The organism is Mesorhizobium sp. M1A.F.Ca.IN.020.03.2.1 (assembly GCF_004023205.1).
In the GTDB taxonomy this organism is placed as follows: domain Bacteria; phylum Pseudomonadota; class Alphaproteobacteria; order Rhizobiales; family Rhizobiaceae; genus Mesorhizobium.
This window is the reverse complement of the sequence record NZ_RZSV01000166.1, coordinates 1-12,754: the sequence shown is the minus strand read 5'-3', so window position 1 is coordinate 12,754 and position 12,754 is coordinate 1. Positions and strand designations below refer to the sequence as shown.

Below are 12,754 nucleotides of genomic sequence, written 5' to 3'. Positions count from 1 at the left end.
ACCCTCGAGGTCACGAACGAAGGGGCGCAGAAGGTAGCGCTCGCCCGCACCGTCGGCTCCTTGTCGCTGTCTTTGCGGTCCGCCGCCGATGCCAGCGCCAGCGGCAACGGGCTTACCACCATCTCTTCCTTCGGCGGTTCGGTTGCCGCGAGCGCCGAGGCAAGCGCCGCCTCGCTGGTCAAGGCGGTGGCGAAGGAGCCGGAGGAGCCAAAATTCAAGACGGTGATCGTGTCCCGTGGCACGAAGGTGGAGGAATACAAGGTTCCCTCCAAGCCCGCCGAGGGAGACGTCGTTCCTTCCAAGGAACAAGAACAATAGCCGGTGGGGACCGGCGGGAACGGGACAATGCATGTGTTGAACAAAGAACGGACGACGAGAGGGCTGCGCCTTCTGCGTGCAATGGCGGCGGGCGCCTTTCTGGCAGCCGCCGGAATGCTGGCCTTTGGGGCGCCGGCCCAGGCAAACAACGACGTCGTATACGTCTCGGCGACCAAGAACGCCTCGATCAAAGTCGCCAAGGGCAAGCCCAAGACGATCATGACGAACGCGGCCTTCTATCAGATCGTCATCGGCGATCCGGAGATCGCCAACGTCAATCCGCTGACCGACAAGTCCTTCTATGTGTTGGGCAACAATCTCGGCACCACCGGCATCGCGCTGTTCGATCAGAACAAGCAGCTCGTCGGCACCATCGACATCGAGGTGACGCTGGACACCGACCAACTCGCGAACACCATCCGCGCCAGCGTGCCGGATGCCAAGATCAAGGTCGGTTCGGCCAACGGCCGCGTGGTGCTTTCGGGCGAGGCGGAAGACGCGGTCGCGGCCGACAAGGCGAGCAAGATCGCGTCGCGCTTCTCCGGCAATGAGGAAGTGATCAACTCGGTCAACATCTCGTCCTCGCAGCAGGTTCAGCTCAATGTCCGTTTCGTCGAGATCAACCGGCAGGCGGGACAGGATCTCGGCGCCAAATACGGGGCCAACTTTGCCTTCGGCGTCGGCGGTCGCGACGTCATCATCGACCCGGGCACGGTACCGACCGCCGGGACCGGCGAGATCATCGGCCGGTTGCTTTCCAACGGGGTTTCGATCGACATCGCCATCAAGGCGCTGGAAGAGCGCGGTCTCGCCCGGCGGCTGGCCGAGCCGCACCTGATCGCCCGCTCGGGCCAGACGGCGAGCTTTCTTGCCGGCGGCGAGTTCCCGATCCCGGTGTCCGAGGACAACGGCAAGATCAGCGTCAGCTATAAGAAATACGGCGTCGGTCTGGATTTCACGCCGACCGTGCTCAAGGGTGGACTGGTCAGCCTCGATATCGCGCCGGAAGTTTCGTCGATCGATCCCTCCGCGTCGATCGAAGTCAGCAGCGGCATTTCCATTCCTGCCTTCATCGTGCGTCGCGCCAAGACGTCGGTCGACTTGAAAAACGGCCAGAGCTTCATGATCGCGGGCCTTCTGCAGTCGCAGAACGACATCACCACCTCGCGCCTGCCGGGGCTCGGCAAGCTGCCGGTTCTCGGTCCGCTGTTCTCCTCGAAATCCTATCAGCGGCGCGAGACCGATCTGGTGATCATCGTCACGCCCTACCTGGTCAAACCGGTTGACCCGTCGAAGAAGATGGTCGAGCCCACCGACGGAACGCGGCCGCCAAGCAATGCCGACTACTTCCTGAACAACACCGAGGAAGTCGACGCTTCCGCTCCCAAGCGCCCCTTGGCACTGGCCGACGGCAGCGGGGCCCGTCCGGTGGCGGCCACGACGTCGGGCCATTTCCTCGATCTGCCGAAGGACTGAAGCCATGCGTCTGGCTCCTTGCATAGCTCTGCTGCTCGCCAGCGCGCTCTCCGGCTGCACCAGCGACGACTATGTGCGCACCGAAGGCGTGACGCCGGCCGCCGGCAATGCGCAGGCGTCCAACACGGCCATGCAGATGGTCGATCCCTGGCAGTACGGCGTCCAGAACACCAGGCTTCTGGTGCCGGCTCCGAGCGCGAACTCCACGGCCACTGCCGCGGGCGCGAAGGGCGGCGCGGCGTCGGCTTCAACGACATCGGTATCAACGACAGCAGACTGATGAGCTGACGACCATGGCATCGGGCACCAAGACCAAGAAGATCCTGCTCGTTTCGACCGATCGGGCGTTTTCGCAGGACACGCGGACGGCTTTCGCTGCATCCGAGGTCATCGAGCTTCTGACGGTCGAGAAAAGCGTCAACGAACTGCGCGGCGAGGTCCAGGAGACCGATTTCGGCGCCGTCATTGTCGACATGGACGCGGCCAAGCTCGAAGAGATCGAGTCGCTGCAGCGCATCATGCGCCGGATCGAAGGCCGCGTGCCCGTGGTCGTCGTCACGCAGGAATTCAATGCGGCGGCGGTGCGCATCCTGGTTCAGCTCCAAGTCGCCGACTTCCTGGTAAAGCCGATCACCACCGCCGATCTGGTGCGTTCCGTCATTCGCGCGCTTCAAGGGCCGGGGCGGGAGGAAAACAGCGAATCGCAAATCTACACCTTCATGCCGGCCGCCGGCGGTGTCGGCACCACCACGCTTGCCCTGCAGACCGCCTTCCAGCTGCACCATTCGGTGACGCGAGGCGCCTCGACCTGCGTGGTCGACCTCAATTTCCAGCAGGGCGCCTGCGCCGAATATCTCGACCTCGAGCCGCGCTTCGACATCACCGAAATCGAGAACCAGCCCGAACGTCTCGACCGGCAGCTGCTGGACGTCATGCTGTCCAAGCATGCAAGCGGGCTCTGCGTGCTGGCGGCGCCGACGCGCCCTTCCGAAATGCGCTCGTTCAAGACCGATGTCGTGGTGCGCATGCTCGACCTCGTCTCGGCCTATTTCGACAATGTCGTCATCGACATGCCGCGCACCTGGTTCCCGTGGACCGAGACGGTGCTGCTCGGCTCCAACAAGCTCTATATCGTGGCCGAGATGACGGTACCTTGCCTGCGCCACACGCAGCGTCTCATCCAGGCCATCTACGAGACGGCCGGCAGGGAAGTGAAGCCGAACGTCATCGTCAACCGTTTCGAGCAGAAGATGTTCGACAGCGGCATCAAGCAGGCTGACGTCCAGGATATCCTCGGCGAGCACTTCGTCGGCGGCATCTCCAACAACTACCGGCTGGTGCGCGAGGCCGTCGACCGCGGCGTGCCGCTGCACGACATCGATCCGAACGCCAATGTCGTCAATGACCTGAAGAAAATCATCCTGCCCGAGGAGGCCGTGGCGACGACGGCAAAATCGAAGTCGCTGTTCGGCCTCGGCAAGGGCCTCTTGAAGAGGAAAGCAGGATGAGCAGTCGCTTCTCCAACCTGCAGAATCGCGATGTCCGTCCGCTGCGGGCGCCCGAACCCGCGCCCGTTGCGCATCACGCCGTGGTCATTCCGACGACCCGCAAGCCGGCGCCGCCGAAGCTGGAAGCAGCACCCGCAAAGAGCGCCAACAAGGTGCTCGACGCGCGCGTGCGCATCCACCGCATGCTGCTCGAAGAAATCAACCTCGTCGCTCTGGAGCGGCTGCCCAAGGACGAAATGCGCCGCCAGGTGCATGAATTCGTCTCGGAAAAGACCCGTCAGGAGCGAATGGCGATCAACACCGCCGAGCTGGACGCGCTGGTGGACGACATCGTCGACGAGATGGTGGGCCTCGGCCCGCTGGAGCCGCTGCTCAAGGATCCGGAGATCAACGATATCCTGATCAACGGCCATCAGAACTGCTTCGTCGAAAAGCGAGGCAAGCTGCAGCAGGTCCATATCCCGTTCAAGGACGAGGCGCATCTGCTTCGGATCATTAATAAAATCGTCGCGGCCGTCGGCCGCCGCGTCGATGAATCGCAGCCGATGGTCGACGCCCGCATGCTCGACGGATCGCGTTTCAACGCCGCGATCAGGCCGGTCGGCGTCGACGGGCCGCTGGTGTCGATCCGCAAATTCTCCAAGAACAAGCTCGGTCTGCACAAACTGGTCGAGTTCGGCGCCATCACCCAGAACATGGCCGAGGTGCTGGCGGCGGCCGTGCATGCGCGCAAGACGACGATCATCTCCGGCGGCACCGGCACCGGCAAGACGACGATGCTCAATGCCTTGTCGGCCTTCATTCCCGAGGACGAGCGCCTGATCACCATCGAGGACGCCGCCGAGTTGCAGCTGCAGCAGCCGCATGTCGCGCGCATGGAAACGCGCCCGGCAAACATCGAGGGTCATGGCGAACTGAAGCAGCGCGATCTGGTCAAGAACGCGCTGCGCATGCGGCCCGACCGCGTCATCCTTGGCGAGTGCCGTGGCGAGGAAGCCTTCGACATGCTGCAGGCTATGAACACCGGCCATGAAGGGTCGATGGCGACCATCCACGCCAACACGCCGCGCGACGCAATATCGCGCCTCGAACAAATGCTCGGCATGACCGGCATGCCGATGACGGTGCAGTCGATCCGCAGCCAGATTGCGAGCGCCATCGACATCATCGTGCAGCTGACACGCCTGTCCGACGGCAAGCGCAAGGTGACCAGCGTCGCCGAGGTGACGGGCATGGAAGGCGACGTCATCCAGATGCAGGAGATCTTCCGCTTCGTGCGCACCGGCATGGAGGCGGACGGCAAGATCGTCGGCCATTTCGAGGCAACGGGCATCCGACCGCGCTTCCTCGAGGACCTGCGCAACATGGGCATTGAATTTCCGGGCAAGTATTTCGAACCCGGCCGGCCGCAGGAGTAGCCGGTGCTCGAGGGATTCAGCCCGATCTATGCCGTCTACGCGGCGGCGGCGCTCACCGGCATCATGATCGCCGAAGGCTGCTACCTGCTCTATGCCGGCCGCAGCGACAAGCGCACGGCGATCAATCGCCGCATGAAGCTGGCGGAGAACAAGATCAGCCAGGAGCAGGTGCTGATCCAGCTGCGCAAGGAGCGCGGCATGGAAGAGGGCACGCCCCTCCTTTCTTTCGATCGCTTTCGCGCCTTGCGCACGCAGTCCGGCATGATCATGCCGATGCCCAAATTCCTCACGATCACGTCGGGGACAGCGTTCACTCTGGCGCTTTTCGCCGTCTGGTACGGCCTGCCTTTGCTGTTCGGGCTGGTCCTGCTTCTGGTGCTGGTGCCGGTCTTGCCGGTTATGGCGATGCGTTTTCTGCGCAAGCGCCGGCTTAAGCGCTTCGGCATGCAATTGCCGGAAGCGCTGGAGCTGATCACGCGCGGCCTCAAGGCCGGCCACCCGGTGCCGGTGGCGATCGCGATGGTGGCGCGCGAGATGGCCGATCCGATCGGCACCGAGTTCGGCGTCGTGGCCGACGAAGTGACTTATGGCTCGGACCTGGTTTCAGCGCTCAACAACCTGTTCGATCGCGTCGGCCATGAGGACCTGCCGCTGTTCGTCACCGCAGTCTCGATCCAGAGCAGCTCCGGCGGCAATCTGCGCGAGATCCTCGACGGCCTGTCGTCGACCATCCGCGAGCGCGGCAAGCTGCGGCGCAAGGTGCGCGCCATTTCGACCGAAGGCCGCATGTCGGCCTATATCCTGACCGCCGTGCCGGTGCTTCTGTTCACCGCCATCATGGTGCTGATGCCGCAATTCTACCGCGAGGTGTGGGGGATACCGAAGACCTGGTACATGCTGGGCGGCTCGATCCTGTGGCTCCTGCTCGGCAATACCATCATGTTCAAGATGTCGAATTTCAGGTTCTGAAATGGACGAGGTCATCCGCTTCCTTGCCTCGCTAGCGCCGACATCGCTGATGCCGGTGGCTGTGCTGCTGCTGGTGATGGGCGGCGGCGCGGTGGCCTGGCCGCTGGTCGTCGCGCAGGGCGACCGCAACGAGGTCAAGCGCCGGCTGAAGGTCGAGGCGGCGCAGCCGATCGAGCAGCACGAGCCGGCACCCAGGAAAAACGCGAACGCCGTGCGCGAGAAGGCGGTGAGGCGGGCGCAGGAATTCTATGCCAAGAGCGATCCGGAGAATGTCGCGCGACTGCGCATGAAGCTCATCCAGGCCGGTTACATGGAGCCGCGCGCCGTCGGTACGTTCTTCCTGATCCGTTTTGCCGCGCTGGTCGGAATGGCGCTTGGGGCGTTCCTGGTCAACCATTGGGCGGCCAGCGCCGAATCGACCGTGACCAGCCGCTGGACCTTCATCATCCTGTCGGGAGCGGCCGGCTATTTCCTGCCCGGCCTGGTGCTGACACAGAAGGTGCGGGAAAAGATGCGCGAATACCGCAATGGCTTTCCCGACTTCATGGATCTGATGATCGTCTGCTCCGACGCGGGCATGAGCATGGAGGCCGGCATCGAGCGGGTCTCGAAGGAACTCGCCAGGACCTATCCGTCGCTCAGCCAGAACCTGCAGCTGGTGTCGCTGGAGCTGAGGGCCGGCCGCAGCCTCGACGATGCGCTGAAGGCGCTCGCCGATCGCCTCAGCCTCGACGAGGTGCGCTCCTTCGCGACGCTCCTGCAGCAGTCCAAGGAGCTCGGCACCAGCCTGTCGGGAGCGCTGCGTGTCTTTTCCGACGAAATGCGCCACAAGCGCATGTCGCTTGCCGAGGAGAAGGCGCATGCCTTGCCGGCCAAGATGTCGGTCCCGGTGACGGTGTGCATCCTGCCGGTGGTGCTGATGGTCGCCATCATCCCGATCGTGGTAAGGCTGACGTCGCACTGAGGCCGGCGGTGCTGGTTAACGCATCCTTTGCAAGCAACTGAAATTTAGGCGCATTTCGGCACCGAAGCTTAATCGCTCTCCTGTATGGTCCTTGCTGAAGAACGACCCGGCAAATCGGGCGACGGGGCAGGGCATGCGTCACAGACTTTCCACGGCAGCGGCGGTATTGGCGGCCGTCTTGATGATCACCGGCTGTACTACGAACAGCAGCGTCGACACGACCAAGACCACCGCAATCCAGGCGACGGCCAAGGATATCAGCGCCGCCGACCTGACGGAGGGCAAGGCGCAATTCCGGGAGGCGAATTTCGGTCTCGCAGAACAGCATTTCCGCAAAGCGGTGGAGCTCAAGGCAGACAATGCCGAAGCCTGGATGGGGCTTGCCGCCTCCTATGACGAGCTCGGCCGCTTCGACTTCGCCGACCGCGCCTATGCGCAATTGCTGAGGGTCGCCGGGCGCAAGCCGCAGATCGTCAACAATATGGGCTATTCGCAGCTCCTGCGCGGCAACAAGAAGAAGGCAAGGGCGCTGCTGCTCGAAGCCAAGGCCGGTCTCGCCGACCAGACCGTGGTCAACGCCAACCTAGCGCTGCTCGACAAGAGCTGATCCGCTTCCGGCTCGTCCCGCCGCGGAACCGGGCCGTAGTTTCAGCGGACATGTCGACGCTTTGTAAACCCTTTGTCGAGCGAGCAGCGGACACCGGCCGAAAAGGGTTTGCGCCACGCCTCTACAACCTACATTGAGGAAGCAACGAGTCTCCCCAACGGCAGATCTTCAGAGATGTTGGATTTCAGCTCGCTCCTGCTCGCGGCGGCGCTGTCGGGCACATGCCTCAGCGTCACGATGCTCGCGATCTGGCTCACCGCGCCGCAGGCGCGTTTCGTGCTTACGGTCGCCTGCGGCATACTCGTGCTCGTTGCCCATGTCGTCCTGTTCTGGCGCTATACCAAGGACGCCAACCCGTGGCTCTGCCAAATGGTGCTTGCCCTGCTCAGCCTGGGGTTCCTCGTCATCTGTTTGTCGGCGATGCAGTATCTCGGCATCCGCAGTTATCGCCGCGCCATCGTGCCGGCGCTGGCAGCGATGGCGGCTTGCGCCCTCGTCACCTATTTCGGCTTCGATGTTGTCGGCTTTCTGATCACCTATTCGACGGTGACGGCGCTGCTCGGCGCGATCGGAACGATGTTCTGGATGAAGGGCGATCACGACCGCCGGATACTGCTCGTCGTTTCGTTTCTCAGCGGCGCCTGCGGGATATCCTTCGCGCTGTGCGGCCTGGTGCTGCTGGTGCAAGGGCAATGGGTCCTAGGCGCCGCGCCCGACAACTGGGCGGAGCGGTTGAACTCCGTCGTCGCGGTCGCCTGCATGACCGGCTTCGGCGCGCTGACGCTTTCGCTGCACCATCTGCAGGCGCAGATCGAGCTCAAGGCCGCGACGATGACCGATCCGCTGACCGGCCTGATGAACCGCAGGGCGCTCAACGAGCTTTACGGCGGTCGCAGCTTCGGTCCGTTCATGGCGATCGCGATGTTCGACCTCGACCATTTCAAGACCACAAACGATGTCTTCGGCCATCCCGTCGGCGATCAGGTGCTTTGCCGCTTCGCGGCGGTGATCAAGAAATATGGCAGGGCCGGGGTCGATGCCTTCCGGCTAGGCGGTGAGGAGTTCGCGCTCGTCCTATCGCGCATGACGCCGGAAAAGGCGCACGATATGGCAAGCAGGATCGGGGTCGCTTTCGGCACCGAAATCGTTCCGACTCAACGTGGTCCGTTGCGCAGCAGCGTCAGCGGCGGCATGGGATTTGGCGCCCCCGATGGCCGGACCTTGGACGAGGTGCTGGCTGAGGCGGACGCCGCGCTCTACGCCGCAAAGCGCGCCGGGCGAAACCGCGTGATCGCCCAACGCCAGGAGGACCAGCCCGATAGTGGGCCAGCCCTGCGCTCGGCCTAACTTGCCCTACCGTCTACTCTGCGGCGCCGAGATATTCCGACAGCGGCGGGCAGGAGCAGACCAGGTTGCGGTCGCCGGCGACATTGTCGATGCGCGAAACCGGCGGCCAGTATTTTGCTGCCAGATCGACGTCACCCGCTGGGTAGGCTGCTTCCATCCGCGAGTATGGATGCGGCCATGCGCCTGCCAATGCCTCGGCGGCAGTGTGCGGGGCGTTGACCAGCGGGTTGTCGTCGAGCGGCCATTCGCCCTTCGCCACCTTCGCCGCCTCGCCGGCGATCGCAATCATCGCCTCGCAGAATCGGTCGAGTTCGCGCTTGGGTTCGGATTCCGTCGGCTCGACCATCAGCGTGCCGGCGACCGGGAATGACATGGTCGGGGCGTGGAAGCCGTAGTCAATGAGGCGCTTGGCGATGTCGTCGACGCTGATGCCGGCGCTCTCCTTGAGCACGCGCGTGTCGAGAATGCACTCATGGGCGATGCGATCGCTCCTGCCCTTGTAGAGGAGGGGGAAATGCGGCGCGAGCCGCGTCGCCACATAGTTGGCCGAAACGATCGCCGTCTCGGTGGCCTGCTTCAGCCCGGAGCCGCCCATCATGCGGATATACATCCAGGTGATCGGCAGGATCGAAGCGCTGCCGAAGGGCGCGGCGGCGACGGCATGCGCCGAACCTTCCATGACATGGCCCGGCAGATAGGGTTTCAGATGCGCCCTGACGCCGATCGGGCCGACGCCCGGGCCACCGCCGCCATGCGGGATGCAGAAGGTCTTGTGCAGGTTCATGTGGCAGACGTCGGCGCCGATATCGCCGGGGCGGGCGAGACCGACCAGGGCGTTGAGGTTGGCGCCGTCGAAATAGACCTGGCCGCCATGCTCGTGGATGAGGGCGCAGAGATGGCGCGCGCCTTCCTCGTAGACGCCATGCGTCGAGGGATAGGTGAACATCAGCGCCGCGAGGTTCTTGGAATGCTCGTTGGCCTTGGCCCGCATGTCATCCATGTCGATGCTGCCGTCCTCTGCGCAGCGCACGACGACGACGCTCATTCCCGCCATCGCCGCGCTCGCCGGATTGGTGCCATGCGCGGAGGACGGGATAAGGCACACGGTGCGGTGGCCTTCGCCGCGCGCGCGGTGATAGGCGCGGATGGCGAGCAGGCCGGCATATTCGCCCTGGCTGCCGGCATTGGGCTGCAGGCTGACCGCGTCGAAACCGGTGATCTCCGACAGCCAGGCCTCCAGGTCGCCGACCATGGCCCGATAGCCGGCCGAATGGCTGGCCGGCGCGAAGGGATGCAGGTTGGCGACATTCACCCAACTCACGGGCATCATCTCGGCGGCGGCGTTGAGCTTCATGGTGCAGGATCCGAGCGGGATCATGGCGCGGTCCAGCGCGAGGTCCTTGTCGGCCAGCCGCCGCAGGAAGCGCATCATCTCGGTCTCGGAGTGGTTCTCGTGGAAAACCGGCTGGGTGAGGAACTCCTTGCCGCGCCGCTGACCGGGCATCGAGCCGGCTGCCACCGTGCCGGGCTTGGCGCCGAATAGCGCCGCGATCGCTTCGAGGTCGGCTTCGGTCGAGGTCTCGTCGAAGGCGATGCCGACGTGGTCGGCATCGATGACGCGCAGCAGCCGGCCAGTCTTCTCGGCGGCGGCGGCTATTGCCGCTGCCTTGCCTTTCACTTCCGCCGTCACAGTGTCGAAGCGATGTGCTCCGAGAACGGCCACGCCCGCTGTCTTCAGTCCCGCCGCAAGGCGGTTGGCGAGAGTGTGGACGCGCTCCGCGATCGCTTGCAAACCGGCGGGACCGTGCCAGATCGCATAGGCCGTCGCCATGTTGGCGAGCAGCGCCTGCGCGGTGCAGATATTGGAGGTCGCCTTGTCGCGGCGGATGTGCTGCTCGCGCGTCTGCAGCGCCAGGCGATAGCCCGGGCGGCCCTTGCTGTCGGTCGACTGGCCGACGAGGCGGCCGGGCATCAGACGGGTGAGCTTGTCGGAGACGGCGCAATAGGCCGCGTGCGGGCCGCCAAAGCCCATCGGCACGCCGAAGCGCTGCATCGGACCGACGGCGATGTCGGCACCGAGCTTGGCCGGCGCATCCGTCAACGTAAGCGCGAGCGGGTCGGCGATGAAGACGACCAGAGCGCCAGCGGCGCAGGCCTTCTCGATCGCCGCCTTGTGGTCGCCATAGACGCCGAAAGTGTCCGGCCAGGAGACGAGCAGGGCGGCGGTGTTGTCGTCGATGGTCTCGCCGTCGACCTCGGTGCCGAGCGGTTCGGCGCGGGTGCGCACGACATCGAGCGTCTGCGGATGCGGCGTGCCGGCAAGCGCCACCTTGGTGCGCTTGTCGCGGTGATGGCGCAGTGCGATGCCGACCGCTTCGGCAACGGCGGTGGCCTCGTCGAGCAGCGAAGCCGACGCCACCGGCAGGCCGGTCAGCTCGGCAACCAGGGTCTGGAAATTGAACAGCATCTCCAGCCGGCCCTGACTGATCTCGGCTTGGTAAGGCGTGTAGGCCGTGTACCAGGCCGGGTTCTCGAACATGTTGCGCTGGATGACCGGCGGCACATGGACGCCGTGATAACCGGCGCCGATGAAGCTCTTCAGCACCGTGTTCTTCACCATCATCGCCGACAATTCGGCCAGTGCTTCGGCCTCGCTGGCCGGAGTGGGCAGGTTGAGCGGCAGGTCGAGGCGGATCGATCTCGGCACGGCCTGGCTGATCAGCGTTTCGACGGACGGAACGCCGATGGTGGCGAGCATGGCCCTGACATCGTTGACACTGGGGCCGATGTGACGGGCCGAGAAAGGAATGGGTGCTGCGGTCATTTCCAAGATCCTGGTATCAGCCGATATGGGCTTTGTAGGCGGCCTCGTCCATGAGGCTGTCGAGTTGGCTTGCGTTGGAAAGCTTCATCTTCCAGAGCCAGCCATCGCCGGTCGCCGCCGAATTGACCAATGAAGGGTCCGACGACAGTGCTGTGTTGGCTTCGGTGATCTCGCCGTCGACCGGCGCATAGACGTCAGAGGCCGCCTTGACGGATTCGACGACTACTGCAGTGTCGCCCTTGGCGAGCTTGCGGCCGATTTCCGGCAGTTCGACGAAGACGAGATCGCCGAGCTGCTCCTGCGCATAGTCGGTGATGCCGACGGTGGCGACGCCGCCTTCGACGCGCAGCCATTCATGATCCTCGGTGAAATAGGTATTTGCCATCGGAATATCATCCTTTGCGGTAGCGATGTGGCGTGAAGGGCAGCGAAGTGACGTCGATCGGGATGCTGGTCCCGCGGACGTCGGCGAACAGTCTGTTGCCGGGCTTGGCCAGCGCATTGTCGACATAGCCAATGGCGACCGGGTGGCCAGTCGACGGCCCGAAGCCGCCCGAGGTCACGTGACCTGCCGCATTGCCGTCGGCATCGACAAGCGCGGCGCCGGCGCGCACCGGCTGACGACCATCGGGCTTTAGGCCAACGCGCTTCTGAGACGGCCCACGCTCGAGGATCGAGCGCAGCGCGTCGGCGCCGATGAAGTGACCGGAAGCGCGGAGCTCCTTAGGGATCGCCCACATCAAAGCGGCGCTCGCCGGATCGGTCTCGGGTGTCAGATCCTGGCCATGCAGGCAGAGCCCTGCCTCAAGCCGCAGGCTGTCGCGGGCGGCAAGGCCGATCCATTGCACGCGCTCGTCCTGCAGCAGGTTGCCGACGAGATCGCGGGCATCCGCTTCCGGCAGCCCGATCTCGAATCCATCCTCGCCGGTATAGCCGGAGCGGCTCATGAACCAGTGTTGCCGGGGCTCGACACCATGCATGAACAGCAGCGAGCCCGTTTCGATACCGGGTCGCGAAAGGGCCGCCCAGGCGTCCGGGCCTTGGATCGCCAGGAAGACGCGGTCGAGCGGCTCGACCTTGGCATCGAAATCCGCGGCCAACGCACGCAAATGCCTTTCGTCCTCGGCCGCATTGCCGGCGTTGGCCACCACCATGAATCGGCCATCGCCAAGACGCGTGACGATCAAGTCGTCAATGACGCCGGCGGCCTCGTTGAGGAAGAAGGTGTATTTGGATTGGGCGATTTCCATCGCGCCGGCGTCGAGCGGGCAGGCGCGATGGAAATCGCCCAATCCAAATACACCTTCTTCCTCAACGAGGCCG

Annotated in this window: 11 protein-coding genes and 1 pseudogene; 9 read left to right on the top strand and 3 right to left on the bottom strand. The window is 64.3% G+C overall.

Annotation, left to right across the window (positions count from 1 at the left end; translation table 11 throughout):
• From EOA79_RS22695 to EOA79_RS22655, 9 genes and pseudogenes are all read left to right on the top strand, one after another.
• Positions 1-318 (top strand): annotated as a pseudogene (locus EOA79_RS22695) (hypothetical protein); the annotation flags it as partial.
• 81 nt (positions 319-399) lie between these two features.
• Positions 400-1,794, top strand: a complete 1,395-nt coding sequence (locus EOA79_RS22690) for a type II and III secretion system protein family protein (RefSeq protein WP_245489917.1) — start codon at positions 400-402, stop codon at positions 1,792-1,794.
• A gap of 4 nt (positions 1,795-1,798) precedes the next feature.
• Positions 1,799-2,074: a hypothetical protein gene (locus EOA79_RS22685; RefSeq protein WP_245322494.1), complete on the top strand. Its 276-nt coding sequence runs from the start codon at positions 1,799-1,801 to the stop codon at positions 2,072-2,074.
• Positions 2,075-2,087: 13 nt separating this feature from the next.
• Positions 2,088-3,302 (top strand): response regulator/pilus assembly protein, encoded by a 1,215-nt coding sequence (locus tag EOA79_RS22680; protein ID WP_095826111.1) that lies wholly within the window; start codon positions 2,088-2,090, stop codon positions 3,300-3,302.
• Entirely contained in the window at positions 3,299-4,720 is a 1,422-nt protein-coding gene (locus EOA79_RS22675) for a CpaF family protein (protein WP_095802174.1), read from the top strand. Before EOA79_RS22680 ends, EOA79_RS22675 begins: the two co-directional genes overlap by 4 nt.
• 3 nt (positions 4,721-4,723) lie before the next feature.
• Positions 4,724-5,689, top strand: a complete 966-nt coding sequence (locus EOA79_RS22670; protein WP_095826110.1) for a type II secretion system F family protein — start codon at positions 4,724-4,726, stop codon at positions 5,687-5,689.
• A 1-nt stretch (position 5,690) separates the two neighbouring features.
• Positions 5,691-6,653: a type II secretion system F family protein gene (locus EOA79_RS22665; protein WP_067328072.1), complete on the top strand. Its 963-nt coding sequence runs from the start codon at positions 5,691-5,693 to the stop codon at positions 6,651-6,653.
• 133 nt (positions 6,654-6,786) lie between these two features.
• A complete protein-coding gene (locus EOA79_RS22660; protein WP_095802255.1) occupies positions 6,787-7,260 on the top strand; it encodes a hypothetical protein in 474 nt (157 codons plus the stop codon).
• A 174-nt stretch (positions 7,261-7,434) separates the two neighbouring features.
• Positions 7,435-8,607, top strand: a complete 1,173-nt coding sequence (locus EOA79_RS22655) for a GGDEF domain-containing protein (RefSeq protein WP_095826109.1) — start codon at positions 7,435-7,437, stop codon at positions 8,605-8,607.
• Positions 8,608-8,620: 13 nt separating this feature from the next.
• Here EOA79_RS22655 and gcvP read toward each other — a convergent pair whose 3' ends face one another.
• The 3 genes from gcvP to EOA79_RS22640 form a co-directional block, all read right to left on the bottom strand.
• Positions 8,621-11,431 (bottom strand): aminomethyl-transferring glycine dehydrogenase, encoded by a 2,811-nt coding sequence (gcvP, locus tag EOA79_RS22650; protein WP_127335525.1) that lies wholly within the window; start codon positions 11,429-11,431, stop codon positions 8,621-8,623.
• 16 nt (positions 11,432-11,447) lie between these two features.
• Positions 11,448-11,816 (bottom strand): glycine cleavage system protein GcvH, encoded by a 369-nt coding sequence (gcvH, locus tag EOA79_RS22645; RefSeq protein WP_067000208.1) that lies wholly within the window; start codon positions 11,814-11,816, stop codon positions 11,448-11,450.
• 7 nt (positions 11,817-11,823) lie between these two features.
• A partial coding sequence (locus EOA79_RS22640; RefSeq protein ID WP_128293289.1) for a glycine cleavage T C-terminal barrel domain-containing protein occupies positions 11,824-12,754 on the bottom strand: 931 nt, incomplete at its 5' end.